Annotated in this window: 21 protein-coding genes; 16 read left to right on the top strand and 5 right to left on the bottom strand. The window is 48.1% G+C overall.

Annotated features, from left to right (window positions below; all coding sequences use genetic code 11):
- Positions 1-61: 61 nt before the first annotated feature.
- The 5 genes from ACFVU8_RS07805 to ACFVU8_RS07785 all read left to right on the top strand — a co-directional run bounded on the left by ACFVU8_RS07805 (position 62) and on the right by ACFVU8_RS07785 (position 5,169).
- The gene (locus tag ACFVU8_RS07805) at positions 62-829 is read left to right on the top strand and encodes a sugar phosphate isomerase/epimerase family protein (RefSeq protein WP_066370361.1); all 768 of its coding nucleotides are present in this window, start codon (positions 62-64) and stop codon (positions 827-829) included.
- The gene (locus tag ACFVU8_RS07800; protein ID WP_066370357.1) at positions 822-1,919 is read left to right on the top strand and encodes a Gfo/Idh/MocA family protein; all 1,098 of its coding nucleotides are present in this window, start codon (positions 822-824) and stop codon (positions 1,917-1,919) included. Before ACFVU8_RS07805 ends, ACFVU8_RS07800 begins: the two co-directional genes overlap by 8 nt.
- A 46-nt stretch (positions 1,920-1,965) precedes the next feature.
- Positions 1,966-3,048 carry a Gfo/Idh/MocA family protein gene (locus ACFVU8_RS07795; RefSeq protein ID WP_387426663.1) on the top strand — a complete coding sequence of 361 codons (1,083 nt, stop codon included), beginning with the start codon at positions 1,966-1,968 and terminating at the stop codon, positions 3,046-3,048.
- Between the two features lie 30 nt (positions 3,049-3,078).
- Complete coding sequence (locus ACFVU8_RS07790; RefSeq protein ID WP_387426661.1) at positions 3,079-4,047, top strand: sugar phosphate isomerase/epimerase family protein; 969 nt, start codon at positions 3,079-3,081, stop codon at positions 4,045-4,047.
- A gap of 153 nt (positions 4,048-4,200) precedes the next feature.
- Positions 4,201-5,169, top strand: coding sequence for a phosphotransferase family protein (locus tag ACFVU8_RS07785; RefSeq protein WP_387426659.1), 969 nt, complete (start codon positions 4,201-4,203; stop codon positions 5,167-5,169).
- Positions 5,170-5,285: 116 nt separating this feature from the next.
- Here the strand turns inward: ACFVU8_RS07785 and fabV are convergent, their stop codons facing one another.
- Positions 5,286-6,476, bottom strand: a complete 1,191-nt coding sequence (gene fabV, locus ACFVU8_RS07780) for an enoyl-ACP reductase FabV (protein ID WP_379466149.1) — start codon at positions 6,474-6,476, stop codon at positions 5,286-5,288.
- Between the two features lie 234 nt (positions 6,477-6,710).
- On the opposite strand from fabV, the gene ACFVU8_RS07775 reads away from it, so the two are divergent.
- The 3 genes from ACFVU8_RS07775 to ACFVU8_RS07765 all read left to right on the top strand — a co-directional run bounded on the left by ACFVU8_RS07775 (position 6,711) and on the right by ACFVU8_RS07765 (position 9,360).
- Positions 6,711-7,778, top strand: a complete 1,068-nt coding sequence (locus ACFVU8_RS07775; protein WP_066370345.1) for an ABC transporter ATP-binding protein — start codon at positions 6,711-6,713, stop codon at positions 7,776-7,778.
- Between the two features lie 490 nt (positions 7,779-8,268).
- A complete protein-coding gene (locus ACFVU8_RS07770) occupies positions 8,269-9,015 on the top strand; it encodes a VOC family protein (protein ID WP_387426657.1) in 747 nt (248 codons plus the stop codon).
- A gap of 75 nt (positions 9,016-9,090) precedes the next feature.
- Positions 9,091-9,360, top strand: a complete 270-nt coding sequence (locus ACFVU8_RS07765) for a NifU N-terminal domain-containing protein (protein WP_066370325.1) — start codon at positions 9,091-9,093, stop codon at positions 9,358-9,360.
- Between the two features lie 126 nt (positions 9,361-9,486).
- Here the strand turns inward: ACFVU8_RS07765 and fabF are convergent, their stop codons facing one another.
- Complete coding sequence (gene fabF / locus ACFVU8_RS07760) at positions 9,487-10,725, bottom strand: beta-ketoacyl-ACP synthase II (protein ID WP_387426655.1); 1,239 nt, start codon at positions 10,723-10,725, stop codon at positions 9,487-9,489.
- A gap of 123 nt (positions 10,726-10,848) precedes the next feature.
- Here fabF and ACFVU8_RS07755 point away from each other — a divergent pair, with 123 nt between their 5' ends.
- The gene (locus ACFVU8_RS07755) at positions 10,849-11,700 is read left to right on the top strand and encodes a helix-turn-helix transcriptional regulator (RefSeq protein ID WP_387426653.1); all 852 of its coding nucleotides are present in this window, start codon (positions 10,849-10,851) and stop codon (positions 11,698-11,700) included.
- A 97-nt stretch (positions 11,701-11,797) separates the two neighbouring features.
- Complete coding sequence (locus tag ACFVU8_RS07750; RefSeq protein WP_387426651.1) at positions 11,798-11,935, top strand: hypothetical protein; 138 nt, start codon at positions 11,798-11,800, stop codon at positions 11,933-11,935.
- 134 nt (positions 11,936-12,069) lie between these two features.
- Here ACFVU8_RS07750 and ACFVU8_RS07745 read toward each other — a convergent pair whose 3' ends face one another.
- Entirely contained in the window at positions 12,070-13,233 is a 1,164-nt protein-coding gene (locus tag ACFVU8_RS07745) for an MFS transporter (RefSeq protein WP_379466145.1), read from the bottom strand.
- 409 nt (positions 13,234-13,642) lie between these two features.
- Between ACFVU8_RS07745 and ACFVU8_RS07740 the strand changes: the two genes are divergently transcribed.
- On the top strand, positions 13,643-14,401 hold the full coding sequence (locus tag ACFVU8_RS07740; RefSeq protein ID WP_387426649.1) for an exodeoxyribonuclease III: 759 nt from the start codon (positions 13,643-13,645) through the stop codon (positions 14,399-14,401).
- 76 nt (positions 14,402-14,477) lie between these two features.
- Here the strand turns inward: ACFVU8_RS07740 and ACFVU8_RS07735 are convergent, their stop codons facing one another.
- Together ACFVU8_RS07735 and ACFVU8_RS07730 are read right to left on the bottom strand one after the other, a co-directional pair.
- The gene (locus ACFVU8_RS07735; protein ID WP_387426647.1) at positions 14,478-15,914 is read right to left on the bottom strand and encodes a serine hydrolase domain-containing protein; all 1,437 of its coding nucleotides are present in this window, start codon (positions 15,912-15,914) and stop codon (positions 14,478-14,480) included.
- A gap of 71 nt (positions 15,915-15,985) precedes the next feature.
- A complete protein-coding gene (locus ACFVU8_RS07730) occupies positions 15,986-17,128 on the bottom strand; it encodes a VanZ family protein (RefSeq protein WP_387426645.1) in 1,143 nt (380 codons plus the stop codon).
- A gap of 82 nt (positions 17,129-17,210) precedes the next feature.
- On the opposite strand from ACFVU8_RS07730, the gene ACFVU8_RS07725 reads away from it, so the two are divergent.
- The 5 genes from ACFVU8_RS07725 (at position 17,211) to ACFVU8_RS07705 (ending at position 21,820) form a co-directional block, all read left to right on the top strand.
- Positions 17,211-17,558 (top strand): hypothetical protein, encoded by a 348-nt coding sequence (locus ACFVU8_RS07725; protein ID WP_175374654.1) that lies wholly within the window; start codon positions 17,211-17,213, stop codon positions 17,556-17,558.
- 118 nt (positions 17,559-17,676) lie between these two features.
- Positions 17,677-18,312: a hypothetical protein gene (locus ACFVU8_RS07720; RefSeq protein ID WP_387426643.1), complete on the top strand. Its 636-nt coding sequence runs from the start codon at positions 17,677-17,679 to the stop codon at positions 18,310-18,312.
- 149 nt (positions 18,313-18,461) lie between these two features.
- Entirely contained in the window at positions 18,462-19,187 is a 726-nt protein-coding gene (locus ACFVU8_RS07715; RefSeq protein WP_379466140.1) for a response regulator transcription factor, read from the top strand.
- A gap of 1 nt (position 19,188) precedes the next feature.
- Entirely contained in the window at positions 19,189-20,529 is a 1,341-nt protein-coding gene (locus ACFVU8_RS07710) for a sensor histidine kinase (protein WP_387426641.1), read from the top strand.
- 58 nt (positions 20,530-20,587) lie between these two features.
- Positions 20,588-21,820: an aminopeptidase gene (locus ACFVU8_RS07705; protein ID WP_387426639.1), complete on the top strand. Its 1,233-nt coding sequence runs from the start codon at positions 20,588-20,590 to the stop codon at positions 21,818-21,820.
- The last annotated feature ends 59 nt before the right edge of the window (positions 21,821-21,879 follow it).

Genomic DNA, 21,879 nt, shown 5'->3' with positions numbered 1-21,879 from the left:
TGGTATCCTGAATGAAGATTGCAGCAGAAGTTAACCCTAACCCAATTGGAGTGATTAGACTATGTTGAAGATTGGTCTTCAGCTGTACACGCTGAGAGAAGAACTGGAGCAGGATTTCGAAGGTACCGTTCGTAAAGTGGCAGCCCTGGGCTACCGTGGCGTGGAGTTTTACAATTACTTTGGACGTACGGCTGAACAAGTGAAGCAACTGCTGGATGAGACCGGACTGGTTGCATTAGGGGCACATCGCCCATACGATGCCATGATTAAGGATGCTAAAGAGGAAGTAGCTTTCAATCTGCATATCGGTAATCCGAACCTCATTGTTCCGTACCTTAATGAAGAAGACCGGAAGTGGGAAGATGTTGCGGCTAACCTGCGGGTGATCGGTGAGCAATGTAAAGAACACGGCGCTGTTCTTTCTTATCATAACCATGATTTTGAATTTACCGAGCAAGTGGGAGGCCGTACGGCTTGGGATTATCTATTTGATGAAGTTCCGGCTGATCTGCTTCAGGCTGAACTCGATACTTGTTGGGTGCATTTTGCCGGCTACGATCCGGTAGAGTACATTAACAAATATGCAGGTCGTCTGCCGATCATCCATCTCAAGGATGTGAAGAAACGTGAAGACGGTTCACCGGAAACGGTTGTACTGGGCGAAGGCGAAGTGAACCTGACTGCGATCTTGAAAGCAGCAGAGCAAGCGGGTGTGGAATGGGCCGTTGTAGAACAGGATTACTGCAGCCGTCCAGCGTTTGAAAGTGTAACTGACAGTTTGAACTGGGTAAAAGCATACGCAAATCAAGGGGGAAATATAAATGTCTAACAAGTTGAAAATTGCAATTATCGGGTGCGGAGGCATCTCGAACGGTAAACATATGCCAAGCTTGTCGCGTCAGGCTGACGCTGAAATGGTAGCTTTTTGCGATATTATTGAAGAACGTGCTCAGGAAGCTGCTACCAAGTACGGTGCTGAAGGTGCTGCTGTTTATACAGATTTCCGTGAAATGCTGAAGGACGGCGGGTTCGATGTTGTTCATGTTTGTACACCAAATGATAGCCACTCCGAAATTACGGTAGCTGCCCTGGAAGCTGGCAACCATGTTATGTGTGAAAAGCCTATGGCCAAGACTACTGCCCAAGCGCAGGAAATGCTGGATGCAGCCAAACGTACAGGCAAGAAGCTGTCTATCGCTTACCAGAATCGTTACCGCTCTGATAGCGAATATCTGAAGGCGATGTGTGAGAACGGTGAACTGGGCGATATTTATTTCGCCAAAGCGATCGCGCTGCGTCGTCGTGCGGTTCCAACATGGGGCGTATTCCTTGATGAAGAGAAACAAGGTGGCGGACCTCTTATTGACATCGGTACCCATGCCCTTGACCTTACGCTATGGATGATGGATAACTACAAACCACGCAGCGTAGTTGGCTCTACCTTCCATAAGCTGGGTGACCGTAAGAATGCCGGGAACGCTTTTGGCGAGTGGGACCCTGAAGAATTCAAGGTTGAAGACTCTGCCTTTGGTTTCATTACGATGGAGAATGGTGCAACCATTGTGCTGGAGTCCAGCTGGGCACTGAATGTTGCCGAGTACGGAGAGGCTAAGACTTTGCTGGCCGGTACAGAAGCTGGTGCGGATATGACGAATGGATTGCGTATCAATGGTGACCGTGGCGGACGTCTGTACGAGACCAAGGTAGACTTGTCCTCTGGCGGCGTTGCCTTTTACAGTGGTGGCCAAGAGGATGCATCCGATCGTGAAGCGCGTCTGTGGCTGGAAGCGATTAGAGAAGATAAAGAGCCAGTGGTGAAACCAGAGCAGGCATTTGTAGTTACGCAAATCCTGGAGGCTGTTTATGAATCGGCCCGTACTGGCCGTGCGGTATATTTTGACGGAACATCCGATAACTAATAAATATTAAAAGTAACACTACTTCAAATAAAAGCAGGTGGAAACGATGAGCGCAAACAAACATTCTCTGGTTATTGTTGGCTTCGGGGGCATGGGCAGTTATCATAGTAAATTGATCAAGGACAATAGCCGTCTGGAAGTTACGGGAACTTTCGATCTGCTGGAAGATCGCCGCAAAGCCTCCGTTGAAGCAGGCTATACCTCTTATTCGAGCTTTGATCAAGTACTGGCCGATCCGTCGGTTGAGGTGATCTTGATTGCTACACCTAACGACGTACACAAAGACATTGCTATCTCTGCATTGCGGGCAGGCAAGCATGTCATCTGTGAGAAGCCGGTGGCGATGAACAGTCAGGAATTTGAGGAAATGATCGCGGTTTCCAAGGAAACCGGACGTACACTGATGGTGAATCAGAACAGACGCTGGGATGAAGACTTCCTGGTTATTAAGGAAATGCATGCCAAGGGCACAATTGGGGAGCTGTTCCAGATCGAATCCCGTGTTCATGGAGCCAACGGTATTCCGGGCGACTGGCGTCATCTGGAAGCTCACGGCGGTGGAATGCTGCTGGACTGGGGTGTGCATTTGCTGGACCAGCTGCTCTATCTTATCGATAGTAAAATCAGTAGTGTATCCAGCCGCTTGAGCTTTATCCTCGGCGACGAGGTGGATGATGGCTTTGAAGCGTACCTGCATTTCGAGAACGGCGTAACTGCAACGGTAGAAGTGGGGACGACGAACTTCATCCAGCTGCCAAGATGGTATGTTAAAGGAATTGAAGGAACCGCCATCATCGAGGATTGGTCATTGGCTGGAAAAGTCGTGACCAGAAACCATGATTCGGTTAAAGTTGAACCTAAGCCTATTAAGGCAGGCGTAGGTCTGACCAAGACGATGGCACCTCCTTCCGAGGGTGCGACCATAACCGAAGCATTGCCGGCACCATACAAGATGTCATCTGGCTTCTACGATAACTTTGCAGATGTTATTGAAGGAACTGCAGAGCCAATCGTCACGAATACGGAAGCACTGCGTGTGTTGAAGCTGATTGAAGCGATTTTTGAATCCAGCCGGAGCAAGCAAGCGGTGACGGATTTTGATACGTATGAATCTTTGGTACTAAACTAAAATTTCTCCCAAATAGAGAGGTGGCATATCATGAAACTTGGCGTATTTATGGTTCTTTTCGGCGGCCGTAAGCTGGAAGACGCATTGGATTACGTAGCATCCAAAGGATTAAAGGCTGTGGAAATTGGTACCGGGGGTAACCCGGGTAAAAGCCACTGCGATCCGGCACTGCTGCTTGAGAACGAGACAGCTTTAAAAGAATTTAAGCACGCGGTAGAGTCACGCGGACTGACGTTCAGCGCTCTGAGCTGTCACGGCAACCCGCTGCACCCGCAAAAAGAACTGGCTCGTAAGGATCACGAGGATTTCGTGAACTCTGTGAAGCTGGCTCAAAAGCTGGGCGTTCCAGTGGTTAACACCTTCTCCGGCTGTCCTGGCGACCATGAGGATGCAAAATATCCGAACTGGCCGGTAGCACCATGGCCGAACGACTATCAGGAGATTCTGACTTGGCAGTGGGAGAACAAAGTAATCCCTTACTGGAAAGAAACGGGCGCTTTTGCTGCTCAGCATGATGTGAAGATCGGTCTGGAGCTGCACGGCGGATTCTCCGTACATACTCCGGCTACACTGCTTCGTCTTAGAGAAGCGGCAGGCGAAGTCATCGGAGCCAATCTGGACCCAAGCCATATGTGGTGGCAGGGCATCGACCCTGTACAAGCGATTCACATTCTTGGACGTCAAGGGGCGATTCATCATTTCCACGCTAAGGATACTGTCATTGATCCGGTGAACGTGAATATGCACGGACTAACCGACATGCAGCCATACACCAATATGCTTGACCGCGCTTGGCAATTCCGTTCCGTTGGATTCGGTCATGATGTGAAGACTTGGGCGGATATCATCAGCGCGCTGCGTCTTGTAGGTTACGATTATGTCGTGAGTATTGAACACGAAGACGGTCTGATGTCAGTAGAAGAAGGCTTCTCTAAAGCCGTTGACAACCTTCGTCAAGTTCTGATTGAGGAACCATTGGCTGATATGTGGTGGGTATAATCACCAATAACTGTAGTATATAGAAAGCTGTAGTATATAAAAGATAGCAAGTTTCCTTCAAGAAGCCGCCAGCTGCTGGCGGCTTTCTGCTGTAGCCGAAAGCATTTTTCCGTAGATGTCTGCAGTGTGATCGATAATAAGGGTGGTTATTTCATGGAGAGTGTAATCAAGCCTAAATTAAGTGATGTGCAGCTGGATCTGCTCGTCAAGTCAGCATTTGGTACGACGATAGTAATCACCCGGTGTACAGAGCTGACCGCAGGTATGTTCAATACAGGATATGATCTGGAATTAAACGACGGCAGAACCGTTATTCTGAAGGTTGCGCCTGCGGCAGAAGTAGAGACTTTAAGTTGTGAAAAAGATATTATGCGCACCGAAGTTGAAGCCCTCAGGCTGATCCGTGCCACTGGACTTGTGCCAGTGCCTGAGGTGTTCAGCTATGATCTGAGTCTGAATCTTATCCCTTATCCTTATTTTTTTATGGAGAAGGTTGAAGGTCATCCTTACAATGAGATCAAGGAAGGTCTCTCTCCGCAGGAGAGGGAGGCGATAGAAACACAGATTGGGCGATATAACAGACTCATTAACGAGGTCAAGGGAGAACACTTTGGCTATTTTCATCAGGAGAAGAGCAGTCTGACATCCTCATGGCGTGCAACTTTTGGAGTGATGATGGAGAATCTGCTGCAAGATGGCGAGCGAATAGGGGTGGGGCTGCCGGTTGCTTACGCAGAGATTTGGGAGAGAATAGATACACAGCTTCCGGCTCTTGATGAAGTAACTCAGCCCAGGCTCGTGCACTGGGATCTGTGGAACGGCAATGTCTTCGTAAAAGACGGGATGATTACAGCGATCATTGACTGGGAGCGGGCATTGTGGGGGGATGAACTGATGGAGTACTACTTCAGACATCACGAGAATTCTCCAGCCTTTTATCAAGGATATGGGATGACAACGGATAGTCTAAACCAACGGGCACGCAAAAAGCTCTATGATCTCTACTTTGATCTCATTATGGTCATCGAATGCTATTCACGGAAATATGAGGATCAAGGCCATGTGAAATGGACACATGATAATTTCATTCAGGGTTGGGGAAGGTTTTGCGGTGAAGATTAGGCGGATTCAGTGGTCTAGGGCGCATAGTAGTATATGGTGACCCCAGATAAGCCGGAACCCTCAGAGGTGAGGATTCCGGCCTGTTTGATGTGTTTTAAAGGGAACTTGTGCAAAGATTAGCGGACATTGGGAACACTGACAATAGGATTAGATTCAGCTTCATAATCTATGCCCTCTGTCTCGAAACCGAACAACTGGAAGAATTCACGCCGGTACCCTTGAAGATCTGACAGTTCGTAGATATTCTCTGTAGTGATCTCGTCCCAGAGCTTGGCTATGGTCTCCTGGACCGCAGGAAGCATCTCCAGGTCGTCCAAGCGGATACGGCCTTCTGTATCCACTGGTGTACCTTCCGGAGCATACAGACGTTCTGAGAGCAGTCGATACGCCTGCTGAATGCAGCCTTCGTGTAGGCCTTGTTCTTTCATAACCTTATAAAGTAAGGAAATGTACAGCGGGACGATTGGAATTGCGGAGCTGGACTGAGTGACCAATGCTTTAGTAATGGCTACATAAGCTCTTCCACCGCGCGTAGATAGACGGGCATTCAGTTCTTTGGCTGTCGCTTCCAGGTGATCCTTGGCTTTTCCGATAGAGCCGGCGCGGTAAATTTCCGGGGTCAGCTCTGATCCAATGGAAGAAAAAGCAACCGTAACGGTATGGTCTGCCAGCACGCCAGCTTCGTCAAGGGCATCGATCCACAGCTTCCAATCCTCGCCGCCCATCACTTTTACAGTAGCGTCAATTTCTTCCTCAGTAGCGGGGTCTAAGGTAACATAGTTGACTTCTCCGGTGTGAAAATTGACTGTTTTGTTGGTATATACATTGCCAATAGGTTTGATAACGGAAGTATAGCTGATACCAGTTGCCGGATCAGTTCGGCGTGCCGTGGCTACACTATATACGACAAGATCAACCTCACCCAGTTCGCTGCGGATCAGCTCGATCGTACGAGCCTTTGTCTCATCGGTAAAGGCATCCCCGGTAATACTATAGGATTGCAGGCCCGCTTCTGTGGCAAGTTTCTCAAAAGCTGCGGAGTTATACCAGCCGGTGGATGCTGTGCGGCTATCACTGGCCGTGCTGGGGCGGTAGACGCCGATTGTAGCTGCTTGTGACCCGAAAGCTGCAGCAATGCGTGAAGCAAGCCCGTATCCGGCTGAGGCTCCAATCACAAGGACTTTTTTCGGGCCGCTGATCGGCGGCTGTGAGGTGATATATTCCACTTGCTCCGCCACCTGGGCGGCGCAGCCTTCGGGATGGGCCGTTGTACAAATAAAGCCGCGCGTTCTCGGTTTGATCATCATTATGACGTTACCTCATTTCAATGATAGAATTGGGGAATAGCTATTGACATAGCTCGTTCTTATCTTAACAAGGACTTCTCCAAAGGAGAAGCTGAAATAAAAATTGAACACCTGTTAATTTCAGAAAACGCTTGACGTAGAGCTATAAAACTAGATAAAATTATACTTATTGCTCATCGTGGAATGAGATTTTTTATTATAATTTTCGGGAAATTGAGAGGGTGACGTGATAAGATGGAGCGCCTATTAGAGGTTAAAGACTTAGCGATTTCATTCAACACACGTGGTGGAGAAGTACAAGCCATCCGGGGTGTTAGCTTCCATGTAGATAAAGGTGAGACACTTGCGATTGTTGGTGAATCCGGTTCCGGTAAGAGTGTAACTTCACAAGCGGTAATGAAGCTCGTACCTGAACCACAAGGTACTTATAAGCGCGGACAAATTCTGTTTGAAGGACAGGATTTAATCGGCAAGACTCAGAAGCAAATGCAGAAGATTCGTGGTAAGGAGATCGGTATGATCTTCCAGGACCCGATGACCTCGCTGAACCCGATGATGAAGGTCGGTAAGCAGATTACAGAAGTGCTGTTCAAGCACGAGGAGATCACCAAGGAAGCCGCCGTCAAACGTGGTATTGAACTGCTCTCACTTGTGGGAATTCCTTCTCCTGAGAAACGGTTCCAGCAGTATCCACATGAATTCAGTGGCGGGATGCGTCAACGTGTCGTTATTGCGATGGCACTGGCAGCTAACCCGAAATTGCTGATTGCGGACGAGCCAACGACTGCACTCGACGTAACGATCCAGGCGCAAATTCTGGATTTGATGAAGGATTTGCAGAAGAAGATCGGTACTTCGATTATCTTTATCACCCATGATCTCGGGGTTGTTGCCAGAATGGCTGACCGGGTTGCCGTAATGTATGCTGGACAGATTGTTGAGACCGGTACTGCGGAAGAGATTTTCTATGATCCGAGACATCCGTACACTTGGGGTCTGTTGGCTTCCATGCCAAGTCTGGAGAGCAAAGGCTCCCTGCTTACCGCAATTCCAGGAACGCCTCCCGATTTGATCAAACCGCCTAAGGGCGATGCATTTGCCCTGCGTAGTACGTATGCTATGCAGATTGACATGGAGAAAGAGCCACCACTTTACAAAGTATCAGATACGCATTTCGTGAAGTCCTGGCTGCTGCACCCGATGGCGCCTGCTGTAGAACCGCCTGAAGTGGTAAAGAAGAGACAACGCGTTCTAAAGAACACGTATGAGCAGCCTGTCTTGGTCGAAGGCGTAGTCCTGTAACAATAGATGTACAAGTTAACTTTAATAGCAATGCTTAAGTCCTGCAAGGGGCTTATATAGTAATCGGGTCGCAGCAGCGGCCCGGTTTTTTTGTGTTTTATAGAAAATTATCTCAACATCAAAATCAGTGCTTGCCAAAAGGATATTGTCAAACCTGCTTCATGAAAACAATACTTTTAGCAGGTTGAAATTCAATAATAGGAGCTAACGGACTGTATATCCGTTATTTCAAATATGAAGTTGTCCTGTGATAAGGAGCGGAGTCAGATGACGTTATTTTCTACCAACAAAGGTTTCATGAGTCCGCTACTTGACGGAGCAAGCACTGATTTTGAGGTAGGCCCATCAAAATTTTATGTTTTTAGAATGAAATTCTGTGTGGTTAAGGATGCAGTTAGCTTTAGTCCTGTAGTTCTCTATAGTGGCAGCCTGTGGTACACTTTATTTATAAAATTTTTCCAATAGAATTTATTCTAGGTGAGGTGATTCTTTGAAGATTGATCACTTGGTCGTGAATGTAGACGCTTACATACAAGAAGATAAAGAGAGAATAGCCGATATCGAGTCTATAGGATTGCCTTACATGCCCAAATGGGGCAAGGGGACAAAAGGGTTCAAAGTATCCAATCTCTGGATTGGGCAGGAATACTTCGAGTTCGTCAGAATTAAAGCTAAGGACGGTGGGGGATGGGTTCAGGAATGGACTACAAAATATCTTGCCGGGCATAGAGGGCTGATTGGTTTCGCCTTGGAAGTCGAGAACATTGAAGACATCTATCATAAACTCCGCAGCCAGAGCGTTGATGCAACCCCGCCAGAGCCGCTTAGGTTCCGCTGGTTCTTCAATCTTTTAACCAAGACGATGCCTTGGCGTAACGCATACCTGCCTGAATTCACCGGCGTGCCTTTTCAATTCTTTCTCCAGCAGATGAATGATGAGAAAGCTCGAAAGTTTATGGAGCAATATATGGTGCCGAACAGTCGGGATCAAGGGGTTGAGGGGATTGCAGAGGTAATCATTCACGGTGAACTAACTGAAGATGACATTCGGATCATATGCGCATTATTCGATGATTACGAGCAGAAGGATGGTAGCATAACCATTCATTTGGGTGCGCAGCGGATTTGTTTTGTAAATGCAGGTGACTATAAAGTAGAAGTTCTTCTCGCATGCAACAATCCGTTTTATGCCGGCAAGGAGATAGATATGCATAATCTCCATATACGCAACACTTAGACACTTTAGAAAAACGTACAAATTGGGCAATTCAGGACAGCCGTGCTACAATGGCTTGTGAAGGAGAGTGGTACCATGTCTATTCAAATCAATGTTCAGAACACACCTAATCCCAATGCGGTCAAAATCAACACCAACCAAACTATCTTTGAGGGACCCTCAAGCACATCCCTAAAAAGCGGAGATGCGACAGAGCATCCTTTGGCGCAAGCGCTGCTGGCCATTGAAGGTATCGATAACATCTTTGGTATCCGTGATTTCGTAACGGTGAGTAAACTCCCGGATGCGGAGTGGGATCAAATCTTGCCTCAAGTGGAGCAAGCCTTTACAACAGTATACGAATAGGACAACAACAGCAAAACCCCCAGTTATCGCGAGTACGCGAATCTGGGGGTTTTTTATATAAGACGAATTTAAGATTCTCCCATTTAAGGCTCGCTCGTCTCTACGATCAAAGGTTCATCTGACCAGTTACTCTTCGTACTTACGAACCACAATGACGGCGTTGTGACCGCCAAATCCGAAGGAGTTCGAGATTCCGATGTTAAGATCCGCCTTGCGGGCTGTATTTGGTACACAATCTAAATCGCACACTTCATCAGGTGTTTCCTGATTAATGGTGGGAGGGATGATTCCATCCTGAAGGCTCTTGATCAGAGCGATCGCTTCCAGGCCACCCGCGGCCCCCAGAGCATGTCCAGTCATGGATTTGTTTGCCGTGATCGGGATACGGTAAGCGGCCTCGCCGAACAGCTTCTTGATCGCCATGGTCTCGGAGCGGTCGCCGACAAGGGTGCTGGTGGCATGTGCGCTAATCACGTCCACCTCCTCCGGCTGTACCCCTGCTTCGGTAAGGGCCAGCTTCATGGCTTGGTAGGCGCCGATGCCTTCTGGATGGGTCGCGACCATATGATAGGCATCCGAGCTAGCACCGTAGCCAATGACCTCGCCGTAGATGACGGCGTTTCTGCGCAGGGCGTGCGAGAGAGATTCCAGAATGACTATCGCTCCGCCTTCACCGATGACAAAGCCATCCCGGCTGCCATCAAAGGGGCGACTGGCCTTGGCCGGTTCGTCATTACGCGTGGATAGCGAAGTGGCGTTACCGAAGCTGGCAAGCGCGATTTCTGTAATAGCAGCCTCGGAGCCTCCAGAAATTACGACATCGGCGCCGCCGTAACGGATCAGGCGGAACGCCTCTCCGATCGCGGTATTGCCGATAGAGCATGCTGTGACCGGGGATAATGTAGGTCCCAGTGCCCCTAGCTTGATGCTGATCGTTGCTGCCGCCATATTAGAGATCAGCATCGGAATCAGTGTTGGGCTGACCTTTTGCGGGCCGCGTGTTTTCAGCACAGCTTCCTGCTCCATCAGGGTCTGGATGCCTCCGACCCCAGAACCGACATACACGCCGAGCCGTTCGCGGTCAATCTCTTCAAGATTAAGACCGGAATGCTTCCAGGCATCCTCTGCGGCGGCCAGCGCAAATTGAGTGAATCGATCCATTCGCCGGGCTTCCTTGCGGCCGAATCTGGCTTCTGCATCGAAGTCATGTACCACCCCCGCGATTTTGCTCTTAAATGCTGATGTATCAAAAGAAGTAATCTGCGTGATGCCAGATTGCCCCTGAACCAATCCATTCCAGAATTCCTCCACCGAATTTCCCAGGGGCGAGATTAATCCCATGCCTGTTATAACTACGCGTTCCATAATGCAACCTCCCAAATAAGTGTAGGTTTATTTTTTCATTTTCAATATCCTATTACAAGTTGTAGTTTATCCTAGTATAATCAGTGATATAATAAATTCAGCGTTAAGGAGGGGAGTAACAGTATGTCCAATCAGACGAGACTTCAGGCGCTGTCCGATTTTCTAAAGGCACGCCGGGCGGCCATTTCGCCGTCTTCCGTGGGATTACCAGAGGGATCAAGGCGGCGTACGCCGGGCCTGCGGAGAGAAGAGGTCGCGCAACTGGCAGGCGTCAGCAGTACCTGGTATACCTGGCTGGAGCAAGGGAGGGATATCAAGGTCTCTTCGTCCGTCCTGGACTGTATAGCGGCAGCACTACAGATGACCAAGGATGAACGAAAGTATCTGTTCGCGCTGGCTTTGGAGACGGGCGCCGGAAACCCGGTGCTTCCGCAAGAGGAGCCTTCGGCCATCAGCCCGTCCCTACAGAAGATTCTGCAGGAGCTGAAGTATTGCCCGACGATTATTTCGGACCGGCGTTGCGGGATTGTCGGCTGGAATGAGGCAGCGGCGCATGTATTTCTCAATTTTTCCAAGCTGCCTGTTAAAGAAAGAAACATGATCCGACTGTTGTTTGTACGCAAGGAGTTCCAGCGTCTCGCTGTGAATTGGGAGCAATTCGTGAGCGGTTACTTGTCCATTTTCCGTGCCTATTACGGTCAGTACGTTGAGGACCAATGGTACGATGATTTTATTGCGGAGATGAGAGGAACCCATCCTGATTTTAATGAGCTTTGGGAGCAGAGCCGTGTCAGCACAGCGCCGGATGTGGTGCTTGAATTCAGGCATGCCAAGGCCGGGAAAATGCTTTTTCATCTCACCTCGCTTCAAGTGCACGGCACTACGGATCTACGTTGCAGTATCTATACGCCAGCAGGAGATTCTAATACAGAAGCGAAGCTGAAGCAATTACTAGAGCAGCACGAGTTGAATTAGAGGGGATAGCCCGGATTGTTAGAGGATCAGATCCTCATACTTAAAAGCATCACCAACCAAAGTGCGGTCAGTGATGCCAAGAAGGGGAATTAAATGGGTGAGTATGGGCGGATACTCAGTAAATGCGTTAGAAATCGGAGGTAGCGATTTCAATCGTGCCGGATACGGCTCCGGCCAGATTCTCGTAATAGGATTTGCCGAAGACAGGTTGCAGAAAAAAAGATTGCTGCGGTAATAAGATTGCTATTCCGATGACCTCCTTTTCGCTTTGATAGAATATGATATGCTGGAAATCTATCAATGCCTTCTTAAATGACTTAGGAGATCAGCACATTTTAATAGGGCTAAGCGAAAGTGTCTCGTCTTCAGCTACGCAGCATCTTCTCCCCGGAGAGGCCGCTTACCGTACACCCGGTACAGCAGGAATCCAACGGTCATGCCCAGGAAGGACATGATGGAAATCGTCAAGTATAGCGTTTGACCGCCAAAGCTATTGTACATGGCTCCGCCTGCATAAGAGGCGAGAATACCCGATACGCCGAAGAACAGCAGGGCAAGTACGGTCTGACCTGTAGCCCGCCATTCCACGGGGACAATTCGGTATAGATATTGGATCGCGGCAGAATAGAAAACCGGGAATGTCAGGAGCTGTAGAATTTGCAGGTAGGCCAGCCAGTGCGGATCGGTAATCCACGCTGAGAGAAGAAAGCGAACACAATAAAAAGCAGCCGAGAAGGTGATAATAATCAGTTCCTTCCCCTTGCGCAGCCACCAGAAGCTGAGGGCGAACACCGCGATTTCACTGGATGCCGCCAAGAACCATGCCTGTCCAACCAACTCCGGGCTACCTCCCAGTTCTTTGATGTATACGCCCAGGAAGATGTCGTTCATTCGAGCGGGAACGGAGCAGATGAAGACCAGCACCAGGAACAGCAAAGTCTCTTTATTGCTTAGGAATTGCTTGAGACTGCTCAGCGTGACAGGCTTGCTGGCGACTGGCGCATCAGGCATAATCCAGCTTATAGCAAAGCTGGCTACGCCAATGGCTGCAAACAGCCAGGCGATGCTGTGCGCCCCCCAATAAGACATCACATATCCGGTAACCAGAGCGGTCACTCCATATCCCAGCGCACCATATGTACGGATGGACCCGTAACTGACCCCGGAAGCCTCAGCGATGCTGAAATTAAGGCTTTCAGTCAGCGGGTCAATCGGCATGAGGAAGAAGTATAATAACATAGCGAACAAGACAAGCAGGATGTAGCTGGTAGAATCGTATAGCAGATATCCGATAATGCTTGAGAACAGCAGCAGAAGCAGCAGCACCTTGCGGATTGTTTTTGTTTTATCGCTGATCATCCCCCACAACGGTTGAGCGATAAGCGTGACGAAGCCCCCGGTTCCGACTATAAATCCGATCTGGGCCGGGTTCAGCCCCTGTTCGCCCAAATAGACGGGAAGAAAGGGAATAAACATCGCCAGTAATGCAAAATACAAAAAATTAAAGCCTCTTAAAAGTCTTGGTGCGTTCATAGAAGTTCTGATCCCTCACGTATTCCATAGATTATGTTGACTCGTCCTTATATTGTAACATGATTTTCCAGTAGGTTATGAGTAAAACGAAAATAATGAATCTATATAAACCGAACAAAAAAAGAAACTAAAAGGGAGAAGGAACGAAGGGGGAAGTTTGGAACTGTAGGAGCGAAAGCGACCGCCTGAAAGCTTTCCGCAGGAAAGCTCGCATCGGAAGCATAGACTGTCTCCAGATTTCACCGCAACCAACGGAAAAATTGAAAGAAATCTGGAGACAACAGCGGCCGGAAGTCCAAACATTCCACCGTAGTGACGACCGAGTCTTAAGTTCGGATCTTAAGTTCGGCTTATATAAGTTAGAATCAGTGGTTGAACCCAAAACAACAGAGATGGAGAAAATAAAATTATGAAGCTAGTATCATGGAATGTGAATGGCCTGAGAGCCTGTGTGACCAAAGGTTTTAATGATTTCTTTAAAGAGATGGATGCCGATATCTTCTGTATCCAGGAAACCAAGCTGCAGGCGGGGCAAATCTCGTTGGAACAGCATGAGGAATATCACCAATATTGGAATTATGCGCAGAAGAAGGGCTATTCGGGGACGGCGGTATTCAGCAAGGTCGAGCCGCTTAGCGTGCGATATGGACTGGAGAGCGATGAAGAGGCAGAAGGGCGGATCCTTACCCTGGAATACGGGGGCTTTTATCTGGTAAATGTATATACGCCTAACGCCAAGCGAGACCTTGCCCGGATGGATTACCGGTTAGAGTGGGAGGATCGCTTCCGCAGCTATTTGCAGGGACTGGATGCCATTAAGCCGGTCATTGTGTGCGGAGACCTCAATGTCGCTCATGAGGATATCGATCTTAAAAATGCTAAGGCTAATCGGGGTAATTCCGGGTTCACGGATGAGGAACGAGGCAAGATGACAGAACTGCTAGACGCCGGTTTTATAGACACGTTCAGAACCTTTTATCCTGAGCTTGAGGGGGCTTACACCTGGTGGTCCTATATGCCAAAAGTAAGAGAACGGAATGTCGGCTGGCGCATCGACTACTTCCTGGCTTCGTCCAGATTGGCCCCACAGCTGGTATCCGCAGGCATTGAATGTCATGTGCTGGGCAGTGATCATTGTCCGATTACACTGGTTGTTGAGGAGTTATAACAAAAAGGGCGTTCCGGCAGCCATGTGCAATGGTGCGGAGCGCCCTATGTATAATTAGAAGAGTGGGGTTGGTGAACTATATTCTTCCGATTATGGCATCACGGTTATCTGTATCAGGAACCACGTTAACTTTTTCCTTCAGCGCAATGGTTTGTCCATCCACTTTTACTTCCACTGTGATGAGGACAGCTGTTTCAATAAACCGGATCGTGTATTCAAACGTATCTGCGTCTTTCCAGGTGAAGGAACTGACTACTTTAAGATCTTTTTCCTCTATTAAACTGCTTCTTCCCGCCAGCCAAGCACTCCGGCCGGCTCTAGTAATATATGAATTTTCCTTGTGGATCATTGTAATCACGGCTTCATTCCCGGTGAAGGTTACAGAAAATGATTGCCAGCCATGTGGATCCTCCAGTTTATAAATTTGTCCGTTCATCACTTCCTCATTTTCCGAACAATCGAGACCATGGGGCGGAAGAATCGCCAGCTCCCTTAATTGAACAGCAACCCGTTCTGCTTCGGCCTCATTTGAAGCTAAGGGCTCAGGTTCCATCGCTGGGAGCAGATGATCCCAGATCGTGTTCAGAACAATCTGCATATCGCCTTGAGCGCCTGTAATGGCGATTACGGCTTGTTGCTCCGGCATAACCAGACAAAACTGGCCGAAGAAGCCGTCACCACGGTAAGCTTGATGGCGACACTGCCAGAATTGATAGCCATAACCTTGGTTCCAGTCGCTATCTGGGTTATCACCATTGTCAATTTGCTTCGTGGATGCAGCTTGTATCCATTCTTTGTCCAGAAGGCGTTCTCCGTTCCATACTCCTTGTTGCAGGTATAGCAGTCCCAGCTTAGCGATGTCTTCTGTTATCAGACTAAGGCCAAATGCACCTGCACTGATTCCACGTGGACAAGTGTCCCAAACCGGGTTAACAATGCCGAGCGGAGCGAACAGTCTGGGCTTCAGATAGTCCAGCAGACTCTGACCGCTCACCTTCTGGATAATGGCGGACAATATATAGGTAGCTCCGTTATTATAAAGAAAATGAGTGCCAGGTTCTTTCTCCAAAGGGACCCCGAAAAAAGCTTTGGCCCAGTTACCATCAGGCTGTTGGCTCATGGTCTCCGTAATGTCTTGCGTATGTCCGGAGGCCATCATGAGTAAGTGCTTGATCGCCAGTCGTTCCAAATAAGGGGAGACCTCCTCTGGCAAGTCTTCCGGGAAGAATGAAATAACGAGATCATCTATCGTAAGAAGCTTCTCTTTTACAGCAAAACCTACAGCCGTTGAGGTGAAGCTCTTACTGACCGAATACAGGGCGTGTGGAAGATCTGCACTGTAGGGATTCCACCAACCCTCGGCGGCAACCTGGCCGTGCCGGAGCAACATAAAGCTATGTAGTTCCACTCCGTTGCTGCTTATAGCGGCAAGAAAACGTTCAATCGCCCTAGAGTCTATACCAAGTGCTTCAGGAAGACTTCTTGGCAGGCTTACATTTATGCTAGATGTCATTCTATTCTCTCCTCTGCTCTGATTACGTTGCTTCTTCTATTGTAATCAATTTCCATTGCTATGAACAATCCCTAATTCACAGAAACTGGGGGTATATCCTCTGTTTGGGCCCCTATTTTCTCCGGCCAGGAAATGGCATGTATGGTTCCACTGATGTTCTCATAGAACAGCATGGAGTCTTTCTTGAAGACCCTGATTATGAGATGAATAAAGAATAGAAGGTCGACCAGCAGGAACAATCCTTGTAACCGTAAATACCATGCAGAAGATAAGAGATCTACTACCTTCGGTTCAAGGAGCAGCACTTGCAGACCAAAGAATGCCCAATAAAGTACCCCGTATCGCTTAAGTAGCCCCCAGAGGGAGATTTTTGCTCCATTTAATCCTTGCAGATGAATTCGTACAACCCATTTGCCAACGGTTCGCCCGTTAGTCAGCCACGGCAGCAGGATATAGTAGAGCCCTGTTGCAATCCAATAGGCACCTGGTACGTAAAGGAAGCGAAGTGCCAGATAGAAAAGAAAGACTATGCAAATGTCCATCATAAACGCAATACTGCGCCGTAGGGAAGTCACCCGTTTATCTACAAGATTGGCCTGCGCATCCAGCTGTTCAATCTTTGGAAGCAAACCGGCTATCCAGGAGGCTGCCCGGAAGCCTAGGATCCCGCCCAGCGTATTGGCCATGAGATCATCCACATCAAAGACACGGTAAGGGTGGTCGTAGATCCCATAAATCCCTGTAATTTGTGTGACCTCGAAGAAGAGGGACAGGCTAAAGGACAACATGAGACATACCACCCAGCGGGTACGGAAATAATAATTCAAGAACATGCCGAAGGGTACGGTCAGAAGAACATTGAACAGAACCTGAAGAATGGCTGGTTCACTCAGTATGGACCAGTAGGACTTCGGAGCATCCGCAGATCCCGCACGGAAAGCTTGCATGATATCCTGAATAAACTGGAAGGGAATACTCTGGATCGAGTTGCCGGTCGGCGGCAGATTATGCCGGGAAGCCGGAAGTGGGAGGAGGACCAGATAGAAGGCATTCATCAAATAGAGCAGAAGCAGGTACAGCATTAATGCCCTAACCTTATGGATATAGCCATGTCTGCGATATTGGACGATCATAAACGGCAGCGTAAAGAATAGTGCTGCAATTGGAAACGTCATAAAAGCATAAGAAATAGGAAAGAGATACGATTGAAACATGATACACCTACCGTTTGATTATTTTGCATACTTATTTAATTGGCTCTTCAGGCATAGATATGTCATAGAGGAGCGTGATGCAATGGAGAAGAAGGTACAGCAGTACTATAAACTCAAGCAGAAGCAGAAAGAGATTGAGAAGGAACTGGCCGGACTTCGGGAAGAGATAATCGCCTATTGTAGCAGCCAGGATTCCAGTGATGCCGAGCTTGGGAGTTATAAGGTCAAGCTTGTTGTGCAGAACCGTAAGGAATATGATGATGCCAAACTCTATGAGACGCTGTCTGACCCCGAGGTGTGGCGTTTGCTGTCCAGAGCAGACCCGGCCAAAGTGGCAAGTCTTGTGAAGCTGAACGTGATCTCAGATGAGCGTATCCATCATACCTATACGTTAAAGACAGTAACTTTGCTTCAAGTGGATAAAAAATAGCTTCGAAAGGTCGCAGACTGCTGCGGCCTTTTTTCATATACTTTTCTCATATTTTTCCCACAGAAATGCCGTAACCGCCTGCTAAGATGAAGATACTTTAAAGAAAGAGGTGTTCAAGATGAACAAATGGACAAAAAAAGTAATCTCGGTGATGGCAGTAGTGAGTGTACTGGGTGGAGCGACTAGCGCGTTTGCAGCAGCAGGACCAGTTAAACCGGCTACCCCAATTGTAAAAACTGTAACGCCTGCAACAACTTCTACCAAGCCAGTTTCAAGTGTTAAAGTCACTCCGCCCCAAACGACTGCTGTCAAACCAGAAACTACCAAGACTGCTACTGCACCAAAAACCACTACACCTGAGAAATCTACACCAGCAACAACACCTGTCAAAGCTACACCAGCCAAAACTACAACAACTAAAGCAACGCCTGCAAAAGCAACAACAACTAAAGCGACTCCAGCAAAAACTACAACTGCAAAAGCAACGCCTGCAAAAGCTAAGACAACTAAAGCAGCTCCAGCTAAGGCTAAAGCAAAGACTGTGAAAACAGCTGCTGCAAAATCTAAAACTACCAAAAAAGCTCCTGTGAAGAAAACTGTTGCTAAAAAACCAGTAGCTAAGAAACCAGTAGTGAAAAAAACAGTGGCCAAAAAACCAATAGTGAAAAAACCAGTGGCGAAAGCTCCGGTAAAAAGCACACCTAAAAAGGAAACTGCTGCGAATCCGGTAATTGTTCAACCTAAAAAGAAATAAGATTAGCAACTAGGTCACAGTTGTAAAATAAATAATAGTGCAATATTAGGCAATAGACGGGACCGTAAAAGGGATACCCGTCTATTGCCATTTATGATAACCTGAAAGAACAGATTTTTGAACAACGAACGGTGAAGGGGCTAGGTATTATGAGCAAAATAGTAGTCGTGGACGACGATCTTTTCATTCTGCAATTGCTCTCCGAATATTTACGTAAGGAAACCTACGATGTAACCTCCTTTTCCAGCGGCCACAATTTGGTGGAGCATGTCCGTGCCAACACCCCGGACTGTCTCATTCTGGATATTATGATGCCTGGAATTAACGGGCTAAGTCTGTTAACGGAACTACGCAGCTTTACCGAAATGCCGATTATTATGATCTCGGCGCGGGGTGAAGAGAATGATCGTATTCAGGGGCTGGAGCTAGGTTGCAGTGATTTTCTAAGCAAGCCCTTCAATCCCCGCGAATTGGTAGGTCGTGTCAAAGCGATGCTTCGTCTGGCCAAGTCAGGAGGGTCAGGGGGCATTGCTGCTGCAGAGGAAGCTTCTGTACATGAGAATAGTGAAAGTATTTACAAATTCGGTAATGTTGAGATTCAACCGGAGTTTCGCAAAATAACTGTGGGTAACATCTCACTTAGCCTGACATCGCGGGAGTTCGAGCTGCTGATGTTTCTGGCTATGCATATTGAACGTCCCTTTGAACGTGAGCATCTGATTCAACAGGTGTGGAAATATGATTTTTTTGGCGATGTAAGAGTGGTGGATGATCTAGTGAAGCGAATCCGCAAAAAGCTGGGTGAGCTGGATTCCATGTTACAGATCGATACAGTATGGGGCTTTGGTTACAAAGCCATTGTACGGAAGGTGTAGCATGAGGACGATCCGGGCTAAAATGCTGCTCTCTCTCTTCATTGCCATGCTGGTTACAGTCGGGATCACCGTGTTACTGTTTGTACGCCTGATTGATGATATTCTAGTGAACCAGGTGAAGTCCCAATTGCATATTCAAGCACTGAAGGCAGCCAGGATTCTGCACGAAGGGGATATTGATGGCCTGAGCAGCACTGAATTTCGCTTTGTCGTGAAGGGCCTGATGATGAATGCCGACTATCTTCTGCTCGACAGTCATAACAAGATTATCGACGCCAGCGATACCAGACAGGAAGGGAATACGCTACATGATTCGGTGGCGGCCAGCGAAGGAATCACTACACTCCACGGCAAAAAAGTGCTTTACAATGAGGAATCGGTAAGAGGGCTGCCTTATCGTATTTTTGTTTATTCTCCGCTCTCTTCGCTAAGAGCTTTGTATGGATCGCTGATGCGGACCACGCTGCTGTCGATTGCCGCGAGCTTTTTTGGTATACTGGTCATCGGACTTCTGACCGTATCACGGGTCGTTCGTCCGTTGAACCGCTTGAAAGAGGCGGTAAGAAGCTATGAGCCGAATCGCGCCCAGATCCAGGATTTCCCTGAAGGAGATCGGACCGAGATTGGCGAACTGATCACAACCTTTCATTCCATGTCCGGTCGTATCCGGCTGCATCAACGCAACCAGATTGAATTTTTGCAGAATGTGTCCCATGAACTGAAGACACCGCTGATGTCCATTCACGGCTTTGTATATGCTATTCAAGATCAGGTCGTCTCCCAGGAAGAGGGTCTGAACATCATTACCGTGCAGTCCCAACGGCTCATGGATATGGTCGATAAGCTGCTTCAGCTCTCGCGGCTGGAAGCAGTCGACGAGCACTGGCCCGCCGAAGCACTGGACCTTAGAAGCATTGCGGAGGAAGCGGTACAGCTTCTCCTGCCTGCTGCTGCAGAGCGGAATGTCAGGCTGGAACTCGAAGGGGCTGGACTACAGGTAATGATTCCCGGCGAGCAGCTATTCCGCATTCTGCTCAACCTGCTGCAGAATGCCGTCAGACATACGTCGAGTCGGGTTAAAGTGCGGATTGAAGGTCCTGGAATTGGAACCGCCTGGGCTATCCATGTTGAAGATGACGGCCCTGGTTTGAACGACGAGGAGCAAGAAGTTGTTTTTCAACGCTTTTATACCGGTTCCAATGGTGTGACTGGACTGGGGCTGGCGATAAGCCGGGGAATCGCGGCTAGATTAAACGGGGAATTGAGCTATACCCGTTCGTCACTTGGAGGGGCTCGCTTTAGCTTTTTAAAATATGAGGATGAGTTTCCTAAGAGCGGATAGATTCGGCATAGCATTTGACAGTTAGAGTTAGAAGATTAGAGAGATGGAGGAAAATACGATGGATAACTTTGAGCACATGCTAAACAAATATGCAGAGCTAGTAGTAAAGGTTGGGGTAAATGTACAGCCCGGACAGGTGCTGATGGTGCATGCTCCAATGGAAACGGTAGAGCTGACCCGCCTGATTGTAGGCAAGGCCTATGAAGCAGGAGCGAAATATGTAATTGTGGATTGGGAAGATGAGGCAACAACACGTATCCGTTACGAGAAAGCGTCAGAGGATTCCTTCGATTATTATCCGCAGTGGCAGGCCGATATGATGGAGAAGTTTGCTGAAGAGAACGGCGCCATTTTACATATTAAAGTGCCTGATCCGGAATTGTTCAACGGAATTGATTCTTCCAAGGTATCCAGAGCTGTTAAAGCAGCTGCTGTTGCACGTAAGAACTATTCTAAATATACACGTAACAGTAAGATTAGCTGGTCACTTGTTAAAGCTCCAACCCGTGCTTGGGCAAATAAAGTATTTGCTGATCTCCCTGAAGAAGAGCGGATTAATGCAATGTGGGAAGCCGTATTCCAGATGACTCGCGTGGGCAGCGATGATCCTGTAGCAGCATGGAGAGAGCATATTGCTGGGTTGAAAGAAAGTCAGGACAGAATGAATGCTAAACGTTATAAAAGCCTGCACTACCGCGCTCCGGGAACGGATCTGCGTGTAGAGCTTCCAGAAGGGCATCTGTGGCGTGGAGGTGGCGGTGAGAACGATAATGGCGTATATTTTGTTGCGAATATGCCAACCGAAGAGATTTATTCCATGCCGCATCGTACAGGAGTAAATGGTACGGTTGCTAGTACACTTCCTTTGAATCTGAATGGGCGTTTGGTTGAAGGACTTTCGTTCACTTTTAAGGATGGTAAGGTTGTGGCCTATGAAGCTCAATCAGGTCGTGAGCATTTGACGTCATTGCTTGAGACAGATGAAGGTGCGTCTTATCTTGGAGAAGTGGCACTGGTGCAGCATGATTCTCCAATTTCTCGATTGAACCGAATCTTCTATAATACAGGGATTGATGAAAATGCCTCATGTCATTTTGCGCTCGGAAGCGCCTATCCGGTGAATATCGAAGGGGGCACGAAGCTTAGCAACGAAGAACTGCTGGCTAGAGGCGCGAACGTCAGCTTGACGCATGTCGACTTCATGATCGGCTCCGCAGAGCTGGACATTGATGGTGAACTAGCGGATGGAACAGTTGAACCTGTATTCCGTAAAGGGAATTGGGTACTGTAGCTGCTTTGAAAATAAACGTTGAAAAAGATAAGGCCGTAAACCTCACCAGTGAAGTGGGT

This window comes from Paenibacillus sp. NPDC058177, from assembly GCF_042883835.1.
Taxonomy (GTDB): Bacteria; Bacillota; Bacilli; order Paenibacillales; family Paenibacillaceae; genus Paenibacillus_AQ; species Paenibacillus_AQ agri.
Note: the sequence above shows the minus strand (reverse complement) of the source record. Positions and strands in the feature narration are given on the sequence as shown.

Excerpts from the sequence above, each read along its gene's own strand:
- ACFVU8_RS07805 (WP_066370361.1), top strand. The coding sequence starts at position 62 with ATGTTGAAGATTGGTCTTCAGCTGTACACGCTGAGAGAAGAACTGGAG.
- ACFVU8_RS07800 (WP_066370357.1), top strand. The coding sequence starts at position 822 with ATGTCTAACAAGTTGAAAATTGCAATTATCGGGTGCGGAGGCATCTCG.
- ACFVU8_RS07795 (WP_387426663.1), top strand. The coding sequence starts at position 1,966 with ATGAGCGCAAACAAACATTCTCTGGTTATTGTTGGCTTCGGGGGCATG.
- ACFVU8_RS07790 (WP_387426661.1), top strand. The coding sequence starts at position 3,079 with ATGAAACTTGGCGTATTTATGGTTCTTTTCGGCGGCCGTAAGCTGGAA.
- ACFVU8_RS07785 (WP_387426659.1), top strand. The coding sequence starts at position 4,201 with ATGGAGAGTGTAATCAAGCCTAAATTAAGTGATGTGCAGCTGGATCTG.
- fabV (WP_379466149.1), bottom strand. The coding sequence starts at position 6,476 with ATGATGATCAAACCGAGAACGCGCGGCTTTATTTGTACAACGGCCCAT.
- ACFVU8_RS07775 (WP_066370345.1), top strand. The coding sequence starts at position 6,711 with ATGGAGCGCCTATTAGAGGTTAAAGACTTAGCGATTTCATTCAACACA.
- ACFVU8_RS07765 (WP_066370325.1), top strand. The coding sequence starts at position 9,091 with ATGTCTATTCAAATCAATGTTCAGAACACACCTAATCCCAATGCGGTC.
- fabF (WP_387426655.1), bottom strand. The coding sequence starts at position 10,725 with ATGGAACGCGTAGTTATAACAGGCATGGGATTAATCTCGCCCCTGGGA.
- ACFVU8_RS07755 (WP_387426653.1), top strand. The coding sequence starts at position 10,849 with ATGTCCAATCAGACGAGACTTCAGGCGCTGTCCGATTTTCTAAAGGCA.
- ACFVU8_RS07745 (WP_379466145.1), bottom strand. The coding sequence starts at position 13,233 with ATGAACGCACCAAGACTTTTAAGAGGCTTTAATTTTTTGTATTTTGCA.
- ACFVU8_RS07740 (WP_387426649.1), top strand. The coding sequence starts at position 13,643 with ATGAAGCTAGTATCATGGAATGTGAATGGCCTGAGAGCCTGTGTGACC.
- ACFVU8_RS07735 (WP_387426647.1), bottom strand. The coding sequence starts at position 15,914 with ATGACATCTAGCATAAATGTAAGCCTGCCAAGAAGTCTTCCTGAAGCA.
- ACFVU8_RS07730 (WP_387426645.1), bottom strand. The coding sequence starts at position 17,128 with ATGTTTCAATCGTATCTCTTTCCTATTTCTTATGCTTTTATGACGTTT.
- ACFVU8_RS07725 (WP_175374654.1), top strand. The coding sequence starts at position 17,211 with ATGGAGAAGAAGGTACAGCAGTACTATAAACTCAAGCAGAAGCAGAAA.
- ACFVU8_RS07720 (WP_387426643.1), top strand. The coding sequence starts at position 17,677 with ATGAACAAATGGACAAAAAAAGTAATCTCGGTGATGGCAGTAGTGAGT.
- ACFVU8_RS07715 (WP_379466140.1), top strand. The coding sequence starts at position 18,462 with ATGAGCAAAATAGTAGTCGTGGACGACGATCTTTTCATTCTGCAATTG.
- ACFVU8_RS07710 (WP_387426641.1), top strand. The coding sequence starts at position 19,189 with ATGAGGACGATCCGGGCTAAAATGCTGCTCTCTCTCTTCATTGCCATG.
- ACFVU8_RS07705 (WP_387426639.1), top strand. The coding sequence starts at position 20,588 with ATGGATAACTTTGAGCACATGCTAAACAAATATGCAGAGCTAGTAGTA.